The 20,550-nt window shown below is 74.3% G+C and carries 23 protein-coding genes; 4 read left to right on the top strand and 19 right to left on the bottom strand.

The features are described from left to right. Positions 1 to 28: 28 nt before the first annotated feature. From ACQP1P_RS17835 to ACQP1P_RS17815, 5 genes are read right to left on the bottom strand one after another with little or no spacing between them, the layout of a single operon-like run. Positions 29 to 253, bottom strand: coding sequence for a 4Fe-4S dicluster domain-containing protein (locus ACQP1P_RS17835; protein WP_350614400.1), 225 nt, complete (start codon positions 251 to 253; stop codon positions 29 to 31). Further along, entirely contained in the window at positions 250 to 969 is a 720-nt protein-coding gene (locus tag ACQP1P_RS17830; RefSeq protein WP_433087790.1) for a GntR family transcriptional regulator, read from the bottom strand. The genes ACQP1P_RS17835 and ACQP1P_RS17830 overlap by 4 nt, the downstream gene beginning before the upstream one ends. Next, positions 966 to 1,736 (bottom strand): thiamine pyrophosphate-dependent enzyme, encoded by a 771-nt coding sequence (locus ACQP1P_RS17825; protein WP_433087789.1) that lies wholly within the window; start codon positions 1,734 to 1,736, stop codon positions 966 to 968. Before ACQP1P_RS17825 ends, ACQP1P_RS17830 begins: the two co-directional genes overlap by 4 nt. Beyond that, a complete protein-coding gene (locus tag ACQP1P_RS17820; RefSeq protein WP_433087788.1) occupies positions 1,733 to 2,794 on the bottom strand; it encodes a hypothetical protein in 1,062 nt (353 codons plus the stop codon). Before ACQP1P_RS17820 ends, ACQP1P_RS17825 begins: the two co-directional genes overlap by 4 nt. After that, positions 2,791 to 3,342: a 2-oxoacid:acceptor oxidoreductase family protein gene (locus ACQP1P_RS17815; RefSeq protein WP_433087787.1), complete on the bottom strand. Its 552-nt coding sequence runs from the start codon at positions 3,340 to 3,342 to the stop codon at positions 2,791 to 2,793. The genes ACQP1P_RS17820 and ACQP1P_RS17815 overlap by 4 nt, the downstream gene beginning before the upstream one ends. A 192-nt stretch (positions 3,343 to 3,534) precedes the next feature. Between ACQP1P_RS17815 and ACQP1P_RS17810 the strand changes: the two genes are divergently transcribed. Beyond that, on the top strand, positions 3,535 to 4,662 hold the full coding sequence (locus tag ACQP1P_RS17810) for a zinc-dependent alcohol dehydrogenase (RefSeq protein WP_433087786.1): 1,128 nt from the start codon (positions 3,535 to 3,537) through the stop codon (positions 4,660 to 4,662). A 100-nt stretch (positions 4,663 to 4,762) separates the two neighbouring features. Further along, on the top strand, positions 4,763 to 6,175 hold the full coding sequence (locus ACQP1P_RS17805; RefSeq protein WP_433087785.1) for a class I adenylate-forming enzyme family protein: 1,413 nt from the start codon (positions 4,763 to 4,765) through the stop codon (positions 6,173 to 6,175). Positions 6,176 to 6,379: 204 nt separating this feature from the next. Here ACQP1P_RS17805 and ACQP1P_RS17800 read toward each other — a convergent pair whose 3' ends face one another. Further along, complete coding sequence (locus ACQP1P_RS17800) at positions 6,380 to 7,300, bottom strand: phosphotransferase family protein (protein WP_433087784.1); 921 nt, start codon at positions 7,298 to 7,300, stop codon at positions 6,380 to 6,382. A gap of 88 nt (positions 7,301 to 7,388) precedes the next feature. Here ACQP1P_RS17800 and ACQP1P_RS17795 point away from each other — a divergent pair, with 88 nt between their 5' ends. Beyond that, positions 7,389 to 7,850 carry a peroxiredoxin gene (locus ACQP1P_RS17795; protein WP_433087783.1) on the top strand — a complete coding sequence of 154 codons (462 nt, stop codon included), beginning with the start codon at positions 7,389 to 7,391 and terminating at the stop codon, positions 7,848 to 7,850. A 325-nt stretch (positions 7,851 to 8,175) separates the two neighbouring features. Here ACQP1P_RS17795 and ACQP1P_RS17790 read toward each other — a convergent pair whose 3' ends face one another. Further along, positions 8,176 to 9,783 carry a class I adenylate-forming enzyme family protein gene (locus ACQP1P_RS17790; RefSeq protein ID WP_433087782.1) on the bottom strand — a complete coding sequence of 536 codons (1,608 nt, stop codon included), beginning with the start codon at positions 9,781 to 9,783 and terminating at the stop codon, positions 8,176 to 8,178. A 90-nt stretch (positions 9,784 to 9,873) separates the two neighbouring features. Between ACQP1P_RS17790 and ACQP1P_RS17785 the strand changes: the two genes are divergently transcribed. Beyond that, positions 9,874 to 10,497: a thioesterase family protein gene (locus ACQP1P_RS17785; RefSeq protein WP_433087781.1), complete on the top strand. Its 624-nt coding sequence runs from the start codon at positions 9,874 to 9,876 to the stop codon at positions 10,495 to 10,497. Positions 10,498 to 10,639: 142 nt separating this feature from the next. Here ACQP1P_RS17785 and ACQP1P_RS17780 read toward each other — a convergent pair whose 3' ends face one another. From ACQP1P_RS17780 to ACQP1P_RS17725, 12 genes are all read right to left on the bottom strand, one after another. Further along, the gene (locus ACQP1P_RS17780) at positions 10,640 to 12,154 is read right to left on the bottom strand and encodes a class I adenylate-forming enzyme family protein (RefSeq protein ID WP_433087780.1); all 1,515 of its coding nucleotides are present in this window, start codon (positions 12,152 to 12,154) and stop codon (positions 10,640 to 10,642) included. Beyond that, the gene (locus ACQP1P_RS17775; protein WP_433087779.1) at positions 12,147 to 12,881 is read right to left on the bottom strand and encodes an SDR family NAD(P)-dependent oxidoreductase; all 735 of its coding nucleotides are present in this window, start codon (positions 12,879 to 12,881) and stop codon (positions 12,147 to 12,149) included. Before ACQP1P_RS17775 ends, ACQP1P_RS17780 begins: the two co-directional genes overlap by 8 nt. Beyond that, entirely contained in the window at positions 12,878 to 13,711 is an 834-nt protein-coding gene (locus ACQP1P_RS17770; protein ID WP_433087778.1) for an enoyl-CoA hydratase, read from the bottom strand. The genes ACQP1P_RS17775 and ACQP1P_RS17770 overlap by 4 nt, the downstream gene beginning before the upstream one ends. After that, complete coding sequence (locus ACQP1P_RS17765) at positions 13,708 to 14,592, bottom strand: acyl-CoA dehydrogenase family protein (RefSeq protein WP_433087777.1); 885 nt, start codon at positions 14,590 to 14,592, stop codon at positions 13,708 to 13,710. Before ACQP1P_RS17765 ends, ACQP1P_RS17770 begins: the two co-directional genes overlap by 4 nt. An 8-nt stretch (positions 14,593 to 14,600) precedes the next feature. After that, entirely contained in the window at positions 14,601 to 15,737 is a 1,137-nt protein-coding gene (locus tag ACQP1P_RS17760) for an acyl-CoA dehydrogenase family protein (protein ID WP_433087776.1), read from the bottom strand. Continuing rightward, entirely contained in the window at positions 15,734 to 16,468 is a 735-nt protein-coding gene (locus tag ACQP1P_RS17755) for an enoyl-CoA hydratase family protein (protein ID WP_433087775.1), read from the bottom strand. Before ACQP1P_RS17755 ends, ACQP1P_RS17760 begins: the two co-directional genes overlap by 4 nt. Further along, complete coding sequence (locus ACQP1P_RS17750; protein ID WP_433087774.1) at positions 16,465 to 16,797, bottom strand: MaoC family dehydratase; 333 nt, start codon at positions 16,795 to 16,797, stop codon at positions 16,465 to 16,467. Before ACQP1P_RS17750 ends, ACQP1P_RS17755 begins: the two co-directional genes overlap by 4 nt. Before the next feature lie 122 nt (positions 16,798 to 16,919). Next, a complete protein-coding gene (locus tag ACQP1P_RS17745) occupies positions 16,920 to 17,345 on the bottom strand; it encodes an FAS1-like dehydratase domain-containing protein (RefSeq protein WP_433087773.1) in 426 nt (141 codons plus the stop codon). A gap of 10 nt (positions 17,346 to 17,355) precedes the next feature. Next, entirely contained in the window at positions 17,356 to 18,108 is a 753-nt protein-coding gene (locus tag ACQP1P_RS17740) for an SDR family oxidoreductase (protein WP_433087772.1), read from the bottom strand. Positions 18,109 to 18,112: 4 nt separating this feature from the next. Next, complete coding sequence (locus ACQP1P_RS17735; RefSeq protein WP_433087771.1) at positions 18,113 to 18,745, bottom strand: hypothetical protein; 633 nt, start codon at positions 18,743 to 18,745, stop codon at positions 18,113 to 18,115. Next, positions 18,745 to 19,797, bottom strand: coding sequence for an NAD(P)H-dependent flavin oxidoreductase (locus ACQP1P_RS17730; protein ID WP_433087770.1), 1,053 nt, complete (start codon positions 19,795 to 19,797; stop codon positions 18,745 to 18,747). Before ACQP1P_RS17730 ends, ACQP1P_RS17735 begins: the two co-directional genes overlap by 1 nt. Beyond that, complete coding sequence (locus ACQP1P_RS17725; protein WP_433087769.1) at positions 19,794 to 20,546, bottom strand: CoA-transferase subunit beta; 753 nt, start codon at positions 20,544 to 20,546, stop codon at positions 19,794 to 19,796. The genes ACQP1P_RS17730 and ACQP1P_RS17725 overlap by 4 nt, the downstream gene beginning before the upstream one ends. Positions 20,547 to 20,550 lie beyond the last annotated feature (4 nt).

Raw genomic sequence — 20,550 nt, 5'->3', positions numbered from 1 at the left:
CCGACATGGTAGACGGCGGCCCGGTCGATCAAGGGCTCGTGTACCGGTAGACCGAGAACACGTAGTCCGGGCACACGACCTGGCAGGCCGTGCAGCCGGTGCACCCATCGTGCAGGACGGGGAAACGGTACCCCAGCTCGTTGACCTCGGCCGACATGGCGAGCACCTGCGGGGGGCAGGCGGCCACGCACAGCTCGCAGCCCTTGCACTTGTCGGCGGCGATGACGAGCGTGCCGCGAGTGGTCCGGCTCACGCTTGGCTCCCTTCGACCACGCTGGCGACGTCGTCCCAGCCCTCTTCTGACGTGTCTGACGTGCCGGGTGCGCCGAACACACCCCGGCGGCGCAGGGCGGCGACCGCGTTGGCGGCGGTGAGCCGGATGTGGGCCAGGGCCGCCTCCCCCGCCGCGGCCGGGTCGCCGGCGCGCAGCGCGACGAACTCGGCGTGCAGGGCGGCCCGCTCATCGGCGAGGGCGTCGTCGATGGCGAAGCGGGCCGCGACCGGCACGAGCCCGGAGAACGAGCGCAGCAGCGCCCGCAGGTGGTTGCCGGCGCCGGCGACGTTGACGACGCGGCGGAACTCGCGGGCCAGGGCCTCGAACGCGTCCGGCTCGTCGCAGTCGGCCAGGGCCTCGTCGAGCTTGGCGAGCGCCTCCAGCACGCCCGGGTCGCCCCGGCGGGCCACCCGCCGGTTGGTCAGGGCGCTCAGCATGCCGTACAGCTCGAAGGCCTCCCGGACCGTCGAGTCGTCGAACTCGGCGACGAACGCCCGCTTGTAGTGGGCGCGCTCGACGAGCCCGTCGCGCTCCAGCTGGATGAGCCCCTCCCGGACCGGCACGCGGCTCACGCCCAGCTCCTCGGCGATGGCGTCGAGGTCGAGCCGCTGGCCGCTGGTCAGCTCGCCGGCGAAGAGGCGGCCGAGCACGTAGGCGGCGACGGCCTCGCTGGTGTTGGCCCGTTCGAGTTTCACGGCTTGATGATTTCACCGAGGGGATAGGTCTGCTCCATCGTGCCCTGCTGATACGTGGGCCCCTCGGCGGTGGGCACGAACCAGCCGGTCGGGCACATCGTGAGGATCTCCACGAGCGAGAAGCCGCCGCCGGCCAGCTGGGTCTCGAAGGCCCGTCTGATCATGCGCTTCGTCTGCAGTACCGCTCCGGCCGTGGAGACCGCACCCCGGGCCACGTAGCCGACGCCGCGCAGCCCCGCGACCAGGTCCGCGACCGGGATGGGGTAGCCGTGGGCCTCCGGGTCGCGGCCGTCGATGCTGGTCTTGGTGCGCTGGCCGAGCACCGTGGTCGCGGTCTGCTGGCCGCCGGTGTCGCCGAACACGCCGTTGTTGAGCATGACGCAGGTGATGTTCTCGCCCCGGGCGGCCGCGTGCAGGACCTCCTGCAGGCCCTCGTTGGCCATGTCGCCGTCGCCCTGCAGCGTGAACACCGCGACGCCGGGGCGCACCCGCTTGATGCCGGTGGCGCAGGCGGGGGCGCGGCCGTGCAGGCACTGCAGCACGTCGACGTCCATGATGCGCACGAAGCTGCCGTAGCAGCCGTGGCCGACGACGCCGATCGTCCTCTGCACGATGTCGAGCTCCTGCAGGACCTCCAGCAGGATGCGCAGGGCGACGGGCTCGCCGCAGCCCGGGCAGAGCGAGTGCTCGCCGAGGATGAGGCTGGGCTTGAAGTCGGCGACCTGCTTGGCGCCGCGGCTGGGCGGCTGGGTGGTGTCGATGGTCACAGTGCCTCCAGGATGCGGCGCTTGAGCACGGGGGCGTCCAGCAGCGGGCCGTACGACAGCCCCGACTCGGCGATGCTCACGCCCCCGATGAACCGCACGGCCCGGCGGTCGTGGGCGTGGATGCGCACGTCGTCGACCATCTGCCCGCCGTTGAGCTCGAACACGAGGACGTTGCGCGCGGTCCGGGTCGCCGCGGCGAGCGCGTCGCCGGGGAAGGGCCATAGGCTGATCGGGCGGAACCACCCGATGTCGTACCCCTCCGAGCGCAGCTCCCCCACGACGTGCTCGACGAACTTGGCCGCCGAGCCGAACGCGACCACGACGGTCTCGGCGCCGTCGCAGTCCGCCTGCTCATGGCGCGCCTCGAGGGCGTCGATGCGGTCGAACTTCTCGGCGATGGCCCGCCAGTGCCCGTCGGGGCCGAGCCCGGGCGCGGTCGCCTTGCCCATCGCCCACGTCCACACCTGCCGGCTGTGCCCGGTGCCGCCGCCGGTGCCGTCCAGCGCCCAGTCCTTCGGGGGCAGCTCGCCGAAGTCCCGGCGCCCGACCTCGACGCCGACGCGCGTCTGGGCGATGAGGGGGTCTCCGTACAGGACGACCGGCGCCCTGTGCTTGTCGGCCAGGTGGAACAGCAGCTGGGTGTGCTCGACGGCCTCGGGGATGTCCTTGGGCGCCAGGGTGATCGTGCGATAGTCGCCCCAGCCGCCGCCCCGGGTGGCCTGGAAGTAGTCCTGCTGGTTGCGCGCCATGTTGAACACGACGAACGGGGTCTCGTTGAGCGCGGCCTCGGCGATCGCCTCCTGCATGAGCGCGATGCCCTGCCCGCAGGAGCCGGTGGCGGCCCGTGCCCCGGCCGCGGCGGCACCGAGGGTCATGTTGACGCCCTCGATCTCGCTCTCGGCGTTGAGGCACACGCCCCCGGCCGCGGGCAGGCGCCGGGACATCTGCTCCAGCAGGCCGGTGAAGGGCGACATGGGGTAGCCGGCGAAGAACCGGCACCCGGCGGCGATGGCGGCCTCGGCGATGGCCGCGGAGCCCTCCAGCAGTTCCAGCGTCATACGGCAGCCCCCTCCGGGGCTCGGGCGCCCGCTTCGAGCGCGCGGGCGTTGGCGGCGGCGTGCTGGCGGCGGTACGGCGGCAGCAGTTCCTCCATCGCCGAGACGAGTGCACCGGCGCCGACCATGCCGGTCAGGGTGTTGTACGCGCCCAGCAGCACGAACCCGGACGCGTTCGGCGCCTCGACGCTCTTGGCGACGGCCCCGGCGTCGATCGCGAACACCCGCAGGTCGTCGCGGAACGCCTCCGGGTCGACCAGCGGGGTGTTCGCCAGGACCAGCGCGCCCGTGCGCAGCCGCTCCTCGACGCCCTCGCTGTGGCGATGATGGGCGAAGATCGCCGACCAGGCCGACGGCAGGATGGGCAGGGCCTTGAGCGGGGCGTCGCCGATGACCACGCCGGCCTTCGACGGGCCGCCGCGCATCTCGCCGCCGTAGTCCGCGGCCAGCATCGCGTACCGGCCCTCGCGGGTGGCGGCGAGGGCCAGGGTCTTGGCCAGCAGCTGAATGCCCTGGCCGCCGGTGCCGGTTACGAGCACCTCACGCTCCACGCGCGCCTCCTGCACTGTTCTGCGGACCTCGATACGGCCGTTCCCCGGGGTCTCGACCCCGTTTCCCGGGCCTTGACCCGGGCCCGTCGAGCCTTGACCCCGTGCTCCGAGCCTCGGTCCGACCGGCCGGGCCTTGACGCGGTTTGAATATTGAATACAAAATCTGATTCAAGCGTCAAGGGAGGTCGCGGAATGCGGGCACTGGTAATGCGCGGCTTCGGCGACGTGGCCGTCGAGGACGTCCCCGACCCCGTGCCCGGCCCGGGCGAGGTCGTCATCGACGTGGCCTGCGTCCAGCCGAGCGTCACCGAGTGCATGCTGCTGGCCGGGGAGCCGATCGCCATGCACACCGTCCTCGCCGAGCGCCTCGCGGCCGGCCCGACCCGCTTCGGCGGCCACGAGTTCGCCGGCGTGATCAGCGCCGTCGGCCCCGGCGCACCGGCCGGCCCGGCAACCACCGGCGGCCCCGGCGCCCCGGCTGACCTGGCCGTCGGCGACCGGGTCACGGCCGTGGAGACCGCCACCTGCGGCCGGTGCGCCGCGTGCCGCCGCAACCGGCCGGACGCGTGCCCCTCCCCCGGCGTGCTCGGCTTCACGGGCCCGGGCGCGTTCGCCGAGCGGGTGCTCGTCCCGGCCCGGACGGTCGTACGCGTTCCCGACGGCGTCCCCGCCGCCCACGCCGCGGCCGTGCAGCCCCTGGCGGGCGCGATCCACGGGCACGCGATCGCCGCGGTCCGGCCCGGCGACACCGTGCTCGCGATCGGCGCCGGGGTCATGGGCGTGCTGCACACCCAGGTCGCGCGGCGCGGCAACGCGGGCCTGGTCATCGCGACCGGCCGCAGCGAGGCCAAGCGCGCGCTCGCCGAGCGCGCCGGGGCCGACCTGGTCGTCGACGCCACCCGCGAGGACGTGGTCGCCCGGGTCCTGGAGGCCACCGAGGGCATCGGCGCCGACGTCGTCTTCGAGTGCGCGGGCGAGTTCGAGCAGGCGGCCCGGTGCGTCCGGCGCGGTGGCACCATCGTCATGGTGTCGGTACTGCCAAACCACGCCCCGGCCCCGCTCGCCCTGCTGCGCGAGCGGTCGGTGTCGGTGCTGCACCCGCGCTCCGGTGCCGGTGGCTACGCGCCCGGCAGCAGCGTCTTCGAGCACGCGCTGCGCCTGGTGCACCGCGGCGACGTGGACGTGCAGGGGCTGATCAGCCATCGGCTGGACGGGGTCGAGGCGTTGCCGGAGGCGCTGGAGATCACGCGGTACAAGTCGAAGTATGCCGCGCTCGGCCCGGCCCAGGTGGACCTCTTCGACTGGGAGACCCGCGCGTGAGCCTGCCCATCGCCGCCATCGCGACCACGGCCGCCGGCTTCGGGGAACGACCGTTGCCCGGCCCGGCCCAGGTGGACCTCTTCGACTGGGAGACCCGCGCGTGAGCCTGCTCATCGGCGACATCGTGACCACGGCCGCGCTCACCGTGCCGGACCGGCTCGCCGCCACCCTCGGGCCCGAGCAGCTGACGTTCCGCGAGCTCGACGCGCGGGCCGACCGCACCGCCAACGCGCTGGCCGGGCTCGGCGTGGGCCGGGGCGACACGGTGCTGTGGTGCGTGACGCCGACGCTGCGCTCGGTCGAGGTGTTCGTCGCGTGCGCCCGGCTCGGCGCGCTGTTCGCGCCCGTGAACCCGGCCCTGCCCGGCGAGGAGCGCGACCGCATCCGCTCCTACGTGGACCCGAAGATCGTGCTGTCCGATGTGGACTTTTCCGCATCCGTCCTGCCACCGTCCACCCTGGACGGCGGCGCCCCCGGGTTCGAGCGGGTGCCCGTCGACGACCGCGAGCCGCACATCCTGTACCTCACCAGCGGCAGCACCGGCACCCCGAAGGGCGCCCTGGTCAGCCACCGGGCGAGCTGGCTGCGCGCGGCCGCGGGCGGCGGCACGTTCACCAGCGGCCTGCGCGGCGACGGCGGCGTGGTGTGCACCTTCCCGCTGTACCACTACGGCGGCTGGCACTACGTCATGGAGGCGTGGCAGCACCGCACCGCCGTGCACCTGGTCCGCCGGGCCGACGCCGCGGACATGATCGACGTCGTGGAGCGCCGCCGGCCCTCCGCGCTGTACTGCATCCCCGCCGTGTGGGAGCGCCTGCTCGACCCCGAGCACCGCCACGCCGACCTGCGCTCGCTGCTGCACGCCGACACCGGCACGTCGGCCGTCGCCGCCGACCTCGTCGAGCGCATCAAGTCGCGGCTGCCGGGCACGACGACCACGATCCTGTACGGTTCGACGGAGGCCGGCCGCATGGCCGCCCTGCACGACTGGGAGCTCGCGACCCACCCCGGCAGCGTCGGGCGACCCGCCACGCCGAACGCCCTGTGGCTGGACGCCGACGCCGAGGTGTGCACGAGCGGCCCGGCGCTGATGAACGGCTACCTGGGCGCCGAGCCCCTCGACGGCGGCGTGTACCGCTCCGGCGACGTCGGCCGCCTCGACGCGGACGGCTACCTCTACCTCACCGGCCGCACCCGCGAGGTGATCCGAACCGGCGGCGAGTCGGTCGGCCCGGCCGAGGTCGAGCACGCCCTGCGCGATCTGCCGGGCGCGCTGGACCTGGCCGTCGTCGGCGTTCCCGACCCGCGCTGGGGTGAGGTGGTCTGCGCGGTGCTCGTCGTGCCGCCCGGCGCCGAGCCGCCCACGGTCGCCGAGGTACGCGCGCACGTGGCCGGCCGCCTGGCGTCGTTCAAGCAGCCGCGCCGGGTCTGCGTCGTGGACGCCATCCCGAGAACCCCGGCGACCGGCCAGATCCAGCGCACCCGCCTGCGCGCGTTGGTCCAGGCCGACTGACGCGCCGGCGGTCTCACTCGAATCACCGGCGCCTACGCCGGCGGCGATCACCCCGGCCGAGCCCCCGTCCGGCCCAACTATCAACCTGCGAAGAAGAATCATCCGCGGCGCGTCGCGGTCGAGGTCACGCGTGCGGAAGTGTGCCCCGCTGTCCGGCGGCGCGCGTCCCGGCCGCCGCGGACCCGCCGAAGGACCGGCGGCGACCTACGAGTCCTCGCCGTGCAGCCACGCGGACAGTGACGCAACGTACTCCGGTACGAACTGCGGATTCCAGCGCGCGAAATATACCGCCGTCGACAAGGCGTGGATCGCATTGCCGAGGCGGATTCGAGACTGCCAGTCGTCCGGGAGCGGGAGCACGGCGTCGTACGCGGCCAGGAACGCGTCGCGGCCCTGCGGCCAGGCCCCGAAGATGTGCTCGTCCAGTTTGCCGAAATCGAGGAACCGGTCGGCCCAGCGCCCGTGCTCGAAGTCGAGAACGCACGTGATGCGGCCGGCTCGCAGCAGCAGGTTCGGGCGCCACAGGTCGCCGTGGATCAGGGACGGCGGGGCATCCGGTGGTACGTCGTCGATGGCCCGGTGCAGGGCCTCGCCCGCGCGGTCGATCAGCTCCGGCGGCAGGACGCCCGGGGCCTTGGACAGCTGCTGGCCGACCCGAGTGTGCAGGAACGTGCGCGCGTCCGGGTGCTGGGAGCGGCCCAGCACGTCGCCGAACCAGGGGCCGGTGCAGGCGTGGATGCGGCCGACCACGGTGCCCAGGTCGGCGGCGAACGTCAGGCGGGCCGCGGGGTCCATGGTGTCCCAGGCGCCGTCGGCGGGCGTGCCGTCCTGGTACTCCTGCACGAGCAGCGGGCCGCCCACGTCCGCCGAGTGTGGCAGCAGGGCCCGGAACCGGACCACCGGGACGCCCCCGTCGGCGGCTCGGCGGGTCGCGGCGATGAGGCGGCGCAGGTGGGCGGGGTCGGGGTTGCGGATCGGGGTCTTGGCCAGCAGCGGGCCCTCGTCGGTGTCGGCGACCCACTGGCGGCTGGTGTGCCCGGCGTCCAGCGGCCGGATGTCGCCGATCCCGAGGCCGGGGCAGGCCTCCAGCAGCGCCGCGCGCACCGCGTCGAGTGTGATCGTCACGGCGTCATCCTAGGCGTCACCCCGGTCTTCGCCGATGCCCGCGCACGGGGCAGGATTGGTTGCGAGACGTTCCCGGGAAGGAGCCCCAATGCAGGTCGGCGACGTGGTCGAGGACTTCGAACTGCCCGATGAGACCGGCACCCCGCGCAGGCTCAGCACGCTGCTGGAGGGTGGCCCGGTCGTGCTGTTCTTCTACCCGGCCGCGCTCACCGCCGGCTGCACCCGCGAGGCCTGCCACTTCCGCGACATGGCCGGCGAGCTGCGCGAGGCCGGCGGGCAGCCGGTCGGCATCAGCGGCGACGAGGTCGCGAAGCAGGCCGAGTTCGCCAGCAGGCACAGCCTCGGCTACCCGCTGCTGTCCGACCCGGTGGGCACCGTCCGCGAGCAGTTCGGCGTGAAGCGCGGGCTGGGCGGCGGCCTGATCCCGACGAAACGCGCGACGTTCGTCATCGACACCGACCGCCGCGTGCTCGCCGTCGTCAAGAGCGAGATCCGCATGGACGTCCACGCCGACAAGGCCCTCGAGGCGCTCCAGGCCCGTTCGAGCTGACAGCGAAAAGCAACAGCAGCAGCGAGCTACCGCGACGTCCGTCGTGGTGCGGACCGTTACTCCCGTGGCCTCACCCTCCGCCGTGGGCGCGGCGGCTGACGCTACGCGGCCGGTTGCGGTCCGCGGGGGCAGGCGCGCCGCTGCGCCTTCGCCATCCTGCCGCCGGAGCCGCGACATTACGCGGCCGGCCGCGCTCGGCGGAGCCGGCCGCGCCGCTGCGCCTTCGCCACGCCGCCGGCGAGCCGCGACGCTACGCGGCCGGCTGCGCTCCACGGAGCCGGGCGCGCAGCTGGGCCTTCGCCACGCTGCCGGCGGAGCCGCGACGCTACGCGGCCGGCTGCGCTCCACGGAGCCGGGCGCGCAGCTGGGCCTTGGCCACCTTGCCGCCGGAGCCGCGCGGCAGGTCCTCGACGATCTCGAGGCGCTCGGGCCAGTTCTCGCGGGACACGCCGCGGGCGTCCAGGTGGGCGCGCAGGGCGTCGAGGTCCAGGGTCGCGGCCTCGCGCAGCACGACGAACGCGCACACGCGCTCGCCGAAGGTCGGGTCGGGCACCGCGACCGCGGCCACCATCGCCACCGCGGGATGGGTGCCGACCTGGTCCTCGACGGCGGCGGCGGAGATGTTCTTGCCGCCGCGGATGATGAAGTCGGACTTGCGGTCGACCACCCGCAGGTACCCGTCGGCGTCGATGGTGCAGATGTCGCCGGTCAGCATCCAGCCGTCCGCGGTGAAGAGCTTCTCGTTGGCCTCGGGGTCGGCGAAGTACCCGAGGCAGGTCGCCGGGCCCGCGCACGCCGCCTGGCCCGGGCCGCCCGCGGCGGTGACGTCGGTGCCGTCCTCGGCGAAGAGCCGGACCCGCATCTCGTCGATGACCTTCCCGGCGGTGCGCAGCCGCTGATCGACGGTGTCGGTGACGGAGGTGCGCGACAGCGCGCCGGTCTCGTTGGAGCCGAAGAACTGCAGCACCCGGGCGCCGGTGCGCCGCTCGAACTCCGCCGCCCGCTCGAACGGCACCGCCTCGCCGCCGGTGAACATGCACCGCAGCGACGACAGGTCGACCTCCTCCAGCACCGGCGAGTTGAGCATCATGATGAACTGGGTGCTGACGCAGCAGACCACGGTCACCCGCTCGCGCTCGATGAGCCGCAGGGCCTCGTCGGCGCTGAACCGGGGCATCACGACCGTCGGGGCGCCCAGCAGCGTCGGGGTGAAGTTGGCCGTCCACTGCGCGAAGCCGTAGGGCGCCGGGATGAGCGTCAGGAACACGTCGTCGGTGCGCAGGTCGCCGCACTCGACCGCGAGCTCGTGGTAGTAGAACCAGCGGTTCTGGTTGTGCACCACGCACTTCGGCATCCCGGTCGTCCCGGACGTCGAGTTGAGCAGGTGGATGTCCCCGAGCCCGAGCTCCCGGCCCTCCAGCGGGCCGGACGGCTCGACGGGCGCCGACAGGTCGCCGATCACCAGGTGCGTGTCGATGCCGAGCCCTTCCACGATGCCGGCGACCGGCTCGCCGCGGTGCTCCGCGAAACTCACCAGGGCCGTCGCGCCGCCCACGGTGAGCAGGTGCCGCACCTCCAGCCGCGCCGCCCGCGGCCCGATCGCGACCACGATCACCCCGGCCTTCATCGCGGCCAGGTACACCACGTGCACCTCGACCCCGTCGGGCAGCAGCACCCCGGCCCGCGCCCCCGGCTCCAGCCCCGCCGCGACCAGCCGGTGCGCGAAGGCCGTCGACCACGCGTCGAACTCGCGCCAGGTCATGCGGTCCTCGCCGGCGATGAACGCGAGCCCGTCCGGGTCCTCGGCCGCGTGCCGGCGCACGACGCCGGGCAGGGTCTCGTCGCCCCAGCGGCCGACGTCGGCGAGCCGGTCCGCGACATACCGTTCGTGAACGCTGCCGGCGGCGGGAGCCGTTCCGGGTGGAAAGTGCACGAGCCGACCCCTCTCGCATCTACCAAACAAGCGCTTGGTTGTGCCATTCTGTGTCGGTCGGAGAGACCGTGTCAAGGCGGGAGTGCGTGCGTGGACGACATCTGGCTGGCGCCGATCGGCGAACCCCTGGACCTGACGGTGACGGCGGGGCTGCCGCCGGTACCGCTGCCGGAGCAATGCCACGTGGAGCAGCTGATCTGGCACGGTGACCCGCTCACCGGCCCGCTGCGGGCGCACGTCGCGGCGCGCGGCACGAACACGGTCACCCTCCGCATCGCGGCCGCCGGCCGGATCGTCGCCGACGTGCGCATCCGCCGCGGCCCGGCCCGCACCGCAAGGCCGCACGCGCTGCTGCGCACGGGCCTGGCCCCGGGCGCGGCGTACACCCGGCTGTTTCCGGTGACGAAGGGCGCGACGACGGACCACGTGGCGGGCGCCGAGCCGGTGCTGAGCACGCCGTCGATGATCGCGTTCATGGAGGACACCGCGGCCGACATCCTGCGCGCCGACTTCGCCCCGGCGACGGCGTCGCTGGGCACCTGGATCGGCGTGCGGCACTCGGGCCCGGCCGGCATCGGCCAGACCGTGACCGTGACCGCGGTGCTGGCCGAGGTGCGCGGCCGGCGGTACCTCTTCGACGTCGTGGCCACGGTGGACGGCCGCGAGATCGGCGACGGCCAGGTGGCCCAGACCCTGATCAGCATGGCGCCGTAGAACCCGGCCGGGAACGGGCCGCCGGTGCGCCGCGCGGGTCGCCCGGCAGGCGTGCGGCTCGCCGCGGCTTTCCCGGCGGCGGTTCGCGACACAGCGGCCCGCGGGCCGGTCGGCGCGTCGCCGGCCGGCCCGTTCGGACCGGTCAGGCCTGGGCGAAGCGCCGCGCGGCATCGGCGCGCAGGGCGGCCTTGTCCACCTTGCCGCCGGTGCCGAGCGGCAGCACCGGCAGCTCGACCAGGTGCTCGGGCCAGTTCTGCTTGCCGACCCCGCCCGCGTCGAGGTGGGTGCGCAGGTCGGCCAGCGTGAGCGGGGCGCGGGTCACCACGTAGGCGCACGCCCGCTCGCCGAGCACCGGGTCGGGCGCGGCGACGACCGCGACCGCCGCCACCGCCGGGTGCCCGGCGACGGCCTCCTCCACCACGAGGGCGCTGACGTTGTGCCCGCCGCGGATGATGAAGTCGGCGATGCGGCCGGTGATCGCGAGGTACCCGTCCGCGTCGACCGCGCCGACGTCACCGGTCAGCAGCCGGCCGTCGGGGCGGAAGAGGGCCGCATTGGCCGCGTCGTCGTCGAGGTAGCCGGGGCTGCAGCCGGGGCCGTCCACGGAGATCTGGCCGTCGTCGAGCAGGCGCAGCCGCATCGCCGGGATCGGGCGCCCCGCGGTCGTCAGGCGGCGCTGCGGCGGGTCGTCCACCGTGGTCACCGAGATCGGGCCGGCCTCGTTCGAGCCGTAGAACTGCAGCACCGTGCAGCCCGTGCGCTCCTCGAACTCGCGCGCCCGGGCCGGCGGCACCCGCTCCCCGCCGGTGAACATGACGCGCAGCGAGGACAGGTCGGCCGAGGCGAAGCCGGGGCTGTTGAGCAGCATGATGAACTGGGCCGTCACCGCGCACAGCACGGTCACCCGGTGCCGCTCGATCAGGCGCAGGGTCTCGGCCGCGTCGAACTCGGCGGTGAGGACGGCCGGGTAGCCGTACATCGCCGGGACGACGTGCGCGCTCCACAGGCCGAAGCCGTAGGGGGCGGGCAGCACGCTCGCGACGACCTCGTCCGGGCCGAAGCGGCCGGCGGCGTGGGCCAGGGGGCCGAAGTACTTGCGAGTGTTCAGCGTCTGGCGCACCACCTTCGGCAGGCCGGTCGTGCCCGAGGTGGAGTTGAGGAAGAACAGGTCGTCCGCGCCCATCCGCGCCTCGGCGAGCCCGCGCGCGGGCAGGGTCTCGAGGTCCAGCAGCACGTGGCGGTGCGCGCCGCAGGCGGCGGCGATGGCGGTGCCCGGGCGGCCCCGGTGCTCGGCCCGGGTGGCCAGGGCGGCGCCGGTCTTGCGCAGCAGGTGCGCGATCTCGGCGTCGCCGGCCCGCGGGCCGATGCCGACCGTGACCAGGCCGGCCTTCTGCGCGGCCAGGTACGCGATGTGGGTCAGCGCGCCGCCGGTCAGCAGCACCGCGAGCCGGTCCCCCGGCGCGAAGCCCTGCTCCACGTAGGACATGGCCAGGCGCGAGGACAGCTCGTCGTACTCCCGCCAGGTGAACGTCCCCTCGGGCGCGTGGAACGCGATGCCGGAGGGGTCGTTGCGGGCCACGTAGTCCGCGATCGTGTCGGCGCTCCAGGAGCCGTCGGCGTAGTACGCGTCCACTTTGGACGCCGGGAACTCAGACACCCGCTCCTCCGTCCAGGCGCAGCACCGCACCGGCGGCGAAGCGGGCCTCGGCCGAGCCCAGGTATGCGATGGCCGCCGCGACCTCGGCCGGATCGGCCACGGGCGGGTCGACCAGCGCCCCGCCGATGCCCGCGAGCCGGGGATGCGGATCCGGCACCGGCGCCAGCCCGGCCCGCAGCGGCGTGTCCACGGAGCCGGGGCACACGCACGTGACCCGCACCCCCGAGGGCGCCAGCTCCACGGCCAGCGAGCGGGTCAGCGCGACCACGCCGCCCTTCGCGGCCGAGTAGGCGGCGCTGTACCGCCATCCGCGCACCCCGGCGAGGGAGGCCACGTTCACGATCGCCCCGCGGGCGGCCACGAGCGGCTCCAGCGCGGCCCGCGCCACCAGGAACGTGCCGGTGAGGTTGATGCCGATGATGCGCTCCCACTCCGCGAGCGTCACGTCCGAGGTGTGCTGGTAGGACGCCACCCCGGCGACGTTGGCCACCAGGTCGAGCCGGCCGCCCCAGTCCGCGGCCCGCGCCACGGCCGCGGCGACCTCGGCCTCGTCGCGCACGTCGCACCGCAGCGCCAGCACGTCGTCGCCCGACTCCTCCATGGGCGCCACGTCCAGGGCCGCGACCCGGGCGCCCTCGCGCAGCAGCCGGCGGACGGTGGCCGCCCCGATGCCGGAGGCGGCGCCGGTGACGAGGGCGACGCTGCCGCAGTACCGCTGGGCGCTCATGAGGAACGCATCGAGCGCGCGTCGTGCCCGGCCAGGGCGTCCTTGCCCACCTCCGCGTTGTGCGCGTGGGCCACGTGGTGCAGGCCGAAGACCGAGTCCATCCCGGCCCGCAGGCCCATCAGGTCCTCGGCCTGGTTGACCGCCTTCTTCGTCAGCGCCAGCCCCAGCCGCGGCATGGCCGCGATCCGGGTCGCGATGTCCATCGTGGAGGTCTGCAGGTCGGCCCGCGGCACGACCCGGTTCACCATGCCCAGCGCCAGGGCCCGCTCGGCCGGCACGCGCTCGCCGAGGAACAGGAACTCCTTGGCGTAGCGGGGGCCCATGACCCACGGGTGCGCGAAGTACTCGACGCCGGGGATGCCCATCCGCACCACCGGGTCGGCGAAGAACGCGTCGTCGGCGGCGACGATGAGGTCGCAGCACCAGGCGAGCATAAGCCCGCCGGCGATGCAGGCGCCCTGCACCATGGCGATCGTCGGCTTCGGCAGCTCCCGCCAGCGCCGGCACATGCCCAGGTAGACCTCGGACTCGCGGGCGAAGCGGCTCTCGGCGCCCTCCTTGCCGACGTGGTCCCACCACAGCCCGGCGCGGCGCTCGAAGCTCTGGTCGATGTCGCGGCCGGGGGTGCCGATGTCGTGGCCGGCGGAGAAGTGCTCGCCCGCGCCGGCCAGCACGATCACCTTGACGTCGTCGTCGGCGGCCGCCCGGCCGAAGGCGTCGTCGAGCGCGTAGGTCATCCGGGAGTTCTGGGCGTTGCGGTACTGCGGCCGGTGCATCGTCACGACGGCGACCGGGCCTTCGGTGCGGTAGAGGACGACGTCGTCACTCATGAGGTTGCCTCCGGGAGAGCGAGGGATGCGGCGATGCGGTCCAGCCGGGCACCGGTCTCCGCCAGGGATTCCAGGGCCCAGGCCCGTTTGACGTACCGGTGCAGCTCGTACTCCACCGTGTAGCCGATCGCGCCATGGCACTGGATCGCGGCGCGCCCGGCCTCGTGGGCGGCCTCGGCGGCGAGCACGACCGCGGCGTCCACGGCCCGCTCGGCGTCCTCGTCGTGCTCCACGGCCCAGGCGGCGGCGAGCACCTCGGGCGCGGCGAACTCGAGGCCGAGCAGGGCATCGGCGAGGTGGTGCTTGACGGCCTGGAAGCTGCCGACGGGCGCGCCGAACTGCTGGCGCTGCTTGACGTAGGCGACGGTGAGGTCGAGCATCCGCCGCCCGAGCCCGACGAGCTCGGCGGCCAGCGCCAGCCCGGCCCGCAGCCGCGCCGGGCGCACCAGGGCCGGGTCGTCCGTGAGGACGTCGGCGCCGGTGGAGACGGTCGCGGCGAGGAACGGGTCCACGGTGGACGCCGGGGCTCCGGCCGCGGCGCCGATGCGGGCCACGCCGGCGTCGAGGTGCAGGATCCAGTCGGCCTTGGCGCCGAACGGGGTCAGCCCGCCCGGCCCGGCCAGGGCGACGCGGGAGCCGTCGGTGCCCCGCGGATCGCCGAGCGCGGTCAGCAGCGGCCCCGCGACGAACGCGGTGGCGGAGAAGGGCTCGTCGATCGCCGCGTACCCGGCCGCCTCCAGCACCCCCACGAAGTCGGTCGGCGTGAGCCCGAGGTCGGCGAAGACGTCCATCGCGGCGAGGGCATCCCAGTCGCCGGCCGCCAGGGGCGCCCGGACCGCGTCGGCGAAGGCGAGTTGCTCGTCAGTTGGGGCGAAACGCATCGGCGGACCTATCGGGGTAGGCCGAGCACCCGCTCGGCGACGATGTTGCGCTGGATCTCGTTCGTCCCCGCGTAGATGGGGCCGGCGAGGGAGAACTGGTAGCCGCGCGTCCACGGGCCGTCGAGCAGCGCCTGCGCGCCCAGCAGCTCCAGCGCCACCTCGTGCAGGTCGATGTCCAGCTGCGACCAGTAGAGCTTGTTGAGACTCGAGCGGGCGCCGGGCGGGCGGCCCTCGACCAGGCCGGTGACCTGGTGCAGGGTGAAGTGGCGGTACGCGCGGGCGCGCAGCCAGGCCCGGGTGACCCGCTCCCGGGTCGCCGGCCGCAGCCGGTCCCGGTGGGCGATCGCGAGCGCGATGAGGCGCTCGGCGGCGTGCAGGAACCGGCCCGGGGAGCGCAGGGTCAGGCCGCGCTCGGAGCCGGTGGTCGCCATCGCCACCTTCCAGCCCTGGTGCAGGCCGCCGAGGACGGCCGTGTCGGGGACGAAGACGTCGTCGAAGAAGACCTCGGCGAAGCCCTCGTCGCCGTCGAGGCGGCCGAAGCCGCGCACGGTCACGCCCTCGGTGTCGAGGGGGACGAGGAAGTACGTGAGGCCGCGGTGGCGGGGCGCGTCCGGGTCGGTGCGGAAGAGCCCGAACAGGTGGGTGCAGAACGCGCCCCGGGTCGTCCACGTCTTCTGCCCGTTCAGCCGCCAGCCGCCCTCGGCCCGCACCGCACGGCTGGTGATCGCGGCGAGGTCGCTGCCGGCGCCGGGCTCGGACCAGCCCTGGCACCACAGATCCCGGGCCGCGGCCATCCGCGGCAGCAGGGTGTCGCGCTGCTCGTCGGTGCCGAACTCGAACAGGGTCGGGGCGAGCAGGAAGATGCCGTTCTGGGTGACCCGCTGCGGGGCCCCGGCGGCGTAGTACTCCTCCTCGAAGATCAGCCACTCCCACAGCGACGCGTCCCGGCCGCCGTACGCGGACGGCCACGACACCACCGCCCAGCGCGCGTCGAACAGCCGCCGCTCCCAGTCCAGGTGCGCGGCGAAGCCCTCGCGGGTGTCGCCGGACGGCAACGGCTCGGCGGGCACGTTCGCCCGCAGCCAGTCGCGGGCCTCGGCCCGGAACGCGGCCTCGGCGGGCGTGTCGGCAAGGTCCACGCTCATCGGCCGAACTCGTCCCGCACGCGGTCGGCGACGCCCGTGAGGTTCAGCTCGAAGGTGAAGCCCTGCTCGTACCGGTAGCTGCGCTTCGGATCCCAGGGGTCGATCCCGTTGAGCGACTCCTTGGCGGCCCGGATGACGTTGGGGTCCTTGGCCGCGATGTTCGCCGCGACCTCGAACGCCGCCGCCCGCAGCTCCTCGCGCGGCACGACCCGCAGCACCGACCCGAACGCGTGCAGCTCGGCGGCGGTCGCGGTGGCCGAGGTGTACATCATCGCGCGCATCCTGTGCTGGGGCACCAGCCGCGACAGGTGGGTCGCGGCGCCGAGCGCGCCCCGGTCGACCTCGGGCAGCCCGAAGGTCGCGTCCTCGGCCGCGACGATGATGTCCGCGTTGCCGCACAGCCCGATGCCGCCGCCGAGGCAGAAGCCCTGCACGGCCGCGACGACGGGCACGGGGCAGTCGTAGACGGCGGCGAACGCGGCCGCGCAGCCCTTGTTCACCCCGACGAGCGCGCCGAAGTCCTTGGCGGCCTGCAGCTCCTTGATGTCGACGCCGGCGTTGAAGCCGCGGCCCTCGGCCCGCAGCACCACCGCCCGCACCGCCGGGTCGGCCCCGGCCGCGTCCAGCGCGGCGGCGAGGTCGAACCAGCCCTTGACCGGCAGCGCGTTCACGGGCGGGTTGTCCATGACGATCTCGGCGATGCCGCGGTCGTCCACAGTCGAGGTGATCATTCGTCCTCTTCGGTCGCGAAGGTCGCCCAGCCGTACACGGCGACGGTGCCGTCCTGTTTGGTGCAGGTCATCTCGACGTCGAGCTCGCCGGGGCGGCGGGCGGTGACGGTGCCGTCGCAGGTGACCGTGTCGCCGGGGAAGACCCGGGCGGCGAAACGGACCCGGAACGCGCGGACGTTCTCGGCGCCGAACGCGTCGGTGGCCCAGGTGGCCAGGAACCCGGCCTGCAGCATGCCCAGCGAGAGCGGGGCCGGCAGGCCGGACTCGCGGGCGAAGATCTCGTCGTGGTGGATCGGGTTGAAGTCGCCCGACGCCCCCTGGTACCTCACCAGGTCCGTGCGCGTCAGCGGCCCGACGACCAAGGCGGTGCCACCGCCTCCGCCTCGCTCCGGCTCCGGCGCCGAACCCTGCGCTTGCCCGTGAGCGGCCACTCCGCTTCGCTCCGTGCCGCTCACCCGGCCTCCACCCCCGTCAGCTTCGCCGTGGCGACGAGCCGGCCGGTCTCGTCGCGGAACTCGGTCACCATGACGGCGAACGCGAGCGGCCCGGAGCGGCCCTCCTTGCGGGTCACCGACTCGATCCGGGACACCCCGGTGAGCCGGGCCCCGGCGCGCGGCGGCGGGCCGTGGAACACGAACTCCTGCTCGGCGTGCAGCCCCTTGTGCTGGTCCATCGCCACCGCCTCCCACGGGTCGGCGGCGCCGGACTGCCAGAAGAACGCGGTGGTGAGGAACGTCGCCGGCACGACGGGGTCCTCGGTGTCCAGGTAGGCCGGGTTGGCCGAGTGGGTGGCCCGGGCGAACTCGCGGATCTTGCCCCGCTCGACGTCGAGGGTGAACGGCTCGCCGATGCGTCCGGCGGCACTGTCGTCGACCATGACACTCCCCCTACGGATGCTGACTGCTGACCGACACGACCTCGCCGGTCATGTACGTGCTGTAGTCACTGGCCAGGAAGACGATCACGTTCGCCACCTCCCACGGCTCGGCCGGCCGCCCGAACGCCTCGCGCCGGGACAGCTCCGCCAGCAGCTCCTCGGTGGTGACCTTGGCCAGGTGCGGGTGCATCGCGAGGCTGGGCGCCACCGCGTTGACCCGCACCCCGGCCCGGGCCGCCTCGACGGCGGACACGCGGGTGAGCGCCATGACCCCGGCCTTGGCCGCGGCGTAGTGCGCCTGCCCCTCCTGCGCCCGCCAGCCGATGACCGAGGCGTTGTTGACCACCACGCCCCGGCCGCGGGGCATCATGTGCCGCAGCGCCGCCCGGGTGCAGCGGAAGGTGCCGGTGAGCGTCACGTCGAGGACCGTGGACCACTGCTCGTCGGTCATGTCCACGATGTTCGCGGTGCCGCCGAGCCCGGCGTTGTTCACGAGCACGTCCAGCCCGCCGAGCCGCTCGGTCACGGTGTCGAAGAGCCGCTGGACCTGGGCCTCGTCGGTGACGTCGCACGGCACCGCGAGCACGCCGAGGCGCTCGGCGGTCTCGGCGAGACGGCGCTCGTGCCGGTCGCTGATCACGACGGTGGCGCCCTCCTCCAGGCAGCGCTCGGCGGTCGCGAACCCGATGCCCGTGCCGGCGGCGGCGGTGACGAGCACCGTGCGCCCGGCGAGCAGGCCGTGACCCGGGGTCCTCTCCAGCATGCGATCACTCTACCAAGCGCTTGTTTGGTTCACTAGCCCGGGCGACGCCGAGCGGGACCGCGGTTTCGGGGCCGGTCGGCAGCGCGGGCCGGTCGGGCTCGGGCGCCGCCAGCGGCTCGACCTCGCGGAGGGAGGCCCGGCTGCGGACGGCCAGCTCCTGGTACACCCGCGTGCCGTTGGCCTTCCAGGCGAGCTCCGCGGGCGTCAGGTCGCGCACCACGCGAGCCGGCGACCCGGCCGCGAGGGTGCGCGGCGGCACCACGAAGCCGGCCTTGACGAACGCGTGCGCGCCGACGAACGCCTCCGCCCCGACCTCGGCACCGTCCATCACGACCGCGTTCATGCCCACGAGCGCCCCGTCGCCGATGACGCAGCCGTGCAGCACCGCGCCGTGCCCGACGTGGCCGTGGCGGCCGAGCACCGCCTCGGTGCCCGGGAACGTGTGCAAGACGCAGGAGTCCTGCAGGTTCGAGCCGTCCAGCATGACGATCCGGCCGAAGTCCCCGCGCAGGCTGGCGAGGGGCCCCACGTAGCAGCCGGGGCCGACGTGCACGTCGCCGATGAGCACCGCGGTCGGGTGGACGTAGGCCTCCGGGTGCACGACCGGGACGACGCCGTCGATCGCGTACGCGGGCATCAGGCCAGCCGCTTCAGCGTGGTCTCGGCCTCGGCCATGATCCGCTCGACCAGCTCGGCGACGCTGGGCAGATCGTCGATGAGCCCCGCGACCTGCCCGCTGGCCATGACGCCGGCGTCGGGCCGCCCCTCGACCATCGCGTTGCGGATGAGCATGGGGGTGTTCGCGGCCAGGAGCACCTGGTCGTACCGCAGCCCGCGCCCGCGCATCGCCCGCCCCTCGCGCAGCAGCGACACCCACGAGCGCCCCGAGAGCTTCCGGAACGCCCGGGCGCTGCCGAACGCGCGGGCGAGCCGCCGCCCGGGGAGCGACGGTTTCGCGAGGGCGTCGACGAACCCGGTGCGCAGCACGCGCTGCGGCACCCCGTCGAGCGCGTCGGTCACCACCGTGTCGGTGACGGTCGCGGCGAGGTAGCGGCGCTTGACGTCCTCGGCGATCGGGCTGTCGGTGGTGAGCAGGAACCGGGTGCCCATGGCGATCCCGGCCGCGCCGTAGGCGAGCGCGGCGACGAGCCCGCGCCCGTCGTGGTAGCCGCCGGCCGCGACGACCGGGATGTCGACGGCGTCGACGACCTGGGGCAGCAGCAGGGAGATCGGCACCGGGCCGGTGTGCCCGCCGCCCTCGCCACCCTGCACCACGACGGCGTCGGCGCCCCAGGCCGCGACCTTCTCGGCGTGCCGGCGCGCACCGACGGAGGGCACCACCAGCACGCCGGCCGACTTCAGCCTGTCGATCAGCTCCGGCTTGGGGGCCAGGGCGAAGGAGGCGACCCGGACCCCCTCGCGGATGAGCAGGTCGACCCGGCGGCCGGCGTCGGGCGCGTCGGCGCGCAGGTTGACCCCGAAGGGCTGGTCGGTGCGGGCCCGGACGCCGGCGATCGCGGTGACGAGCTCGTCGTAGGCCAGGGTGGCGCCGGCGAGGATGCCCAGGCCACCGGCGTTGGCGGTGGCCGCGGTGAGCCCGGCGTCGGAGACCCAGCCCATGCCGGTCTGCACGATGGGGTACTTGACCCCGAACAGCGCGCAGATCGGCGTCCGCAGGGCACCACTCACCCGGCCACCTCCCGCGAACGGGCGCCCTTGGGATCGATCACCTCGCGGATGAGCCGCAACTCGTCCTCGGCGGGCTCGCGGGTCTGCGGCACCTCGGCCGGGACGACCAGGTCGAAGCCGGTCGCGGCGACAACCTCCTCGACCGTCACGCCCGGGTGCACCGACACCAGGCGCATGCGGTGGTCCTCGGTGCCGAAGTCGAAGACGCCGAGGTTGCTGACGACCCGCCGCAGCTCGTGGTACTTGCCGGCGGCCGGGACGGCGGCGGCCCGGTCGTAGCCGACGCCGCTGACCATGTCGACGGCGGCCACGAACGAGCGCCGGCCGTGACGCGGCACCCAGTAGCTCGTCGGGTGGCTCACCGTGTTGCCGGGCGCGCCGCGCACGCCGAGCAGCTGGCGGGTCGGGCGCGCGAAGTCGCCGATCGCGGAGATGTTGGCGTTGCCGTACCGGTCGATCTGGCTCGGCATCATCATGACGTGCCGGTGCCCGGTGTAGAGCAGGTCGAACACGGCCCGGAACGGCATCCAGCCCTCGACCTCGTCCGGGGCCTGCCCGAGCGCCCAGGTGCCCACGCCGAGCATCGCCTCGCCGTCGGAGAGCAGCAGGTCGGGCGCGAACGTGGCGCGGGCCAGGCGGGCGGCGATGCTCGGCACCACGCCGATCGGGCTCGCCAGGATCTCCCCGTCGCCGCGCCAGGCCTCGGCGCACGCGATCGCGCAGTACTCCGCGCGGGTGACGTCGCTCATGCCG

It is taken from the genome of Dactylosporangium sp. CA-052675, from assembly GCF_050947935.1.
Taxonomy (GTDB): domain Bacteria; phylum Actinomycetota; class Actinomycetes; order Mycobacteriales; family Micromonosporaceae; genus Dactylosporangium.
Note: the sequence above shows the minus strand (reverse complement) of the source record. Positions and strands in the feature narration are given on the sequence as shown.

Coding starts and splice junctions, on each gene's coding strand:
- ACQP1P_RS17745 (WP_433087773.1), bottom strand. CDS start 17,345: ATGGTCGACGACAGTGCCGCCGGACGCATCGGCGAGCCGTTCACCCTC.
- ACQP1P_RS17725 (WP_433087769.1), bottom strand. CDS start 20,546: ATGAGCGACGTCACCCGCGCGGAGTACTGCGCGATCGCGTGCGCCGAG.
- ACQP1P_RS17765 (WP_433087777.1), bottom strand. CDS start 14,592: ATGCGTTTCGCCCCAACTGACGAGCAACTCGCCTTCGCCGACGCGGTC.
- ACQP1P_RS17735 (WP_433087771.1), bottom strand. CDS start 18,745: ATGCCCGCGTACGCGATCGACGGCGTCGTCCCGGTCGTGCACCCGGAG.
- ACQP1P_RS17820 (WP_433087788.1), bottom strand. CDS start 2,794: ATGACGCTGGAACTGCTGGAGGGCTCCGCGGCCATCGCCGAGGCCGCC.
- ACQP1P_RS17810 (WP_433087786.1), top strand. CDS start 3,535: ATGCGGGCACTGGTAATGCGCGGCTTCGGCGACGTGGCCGTCGAGGAC.
- ACQP1P_RS17755 (WP_433087775.1), bottom strand. CDS start 16,468: ATGATCACCTCGACTGTGGACGACCGCGGCATCGCCGAGATCGTCATG.
- ACQP1P_RS17795 (WP_433087783.1), top strand. CDS start 7,389: ATGCAGGTCGGCGACGTGGTCGAGGACTTCGAACTGCCCGATGAGACC.
- ACQP1P_RS17770 (WP_433087778.1), bottom strand. CDS start 13,711: ATGAGTGACGACGTCGTCCTCTACCGCACCGAAGGCCCGGTCGCCGTC.
- ACQP1P_RS17775 (WP_433087779.1), bottom strand. CDS start 12,881: ATGAGCGCCCAGCGGTACTGCGGCAGCGTCGCCCTCGTCACCGGCGCC.
- ACQP1P_RS17760 (WP_433087776.1), bottom strand. CDS start 15,737: ATGAGCGTGGACCTTGCCGACACGCCCGCCGAGGCCGCGTTCCGGGCC.
- ACQP1P_RS17740 (WP_433087772.1), bottom strand. CDS start 18,108: ATGCTGGAGAGGACCCCGGGTCACGGCCTGCTCGCCGGGCGCACGGTG.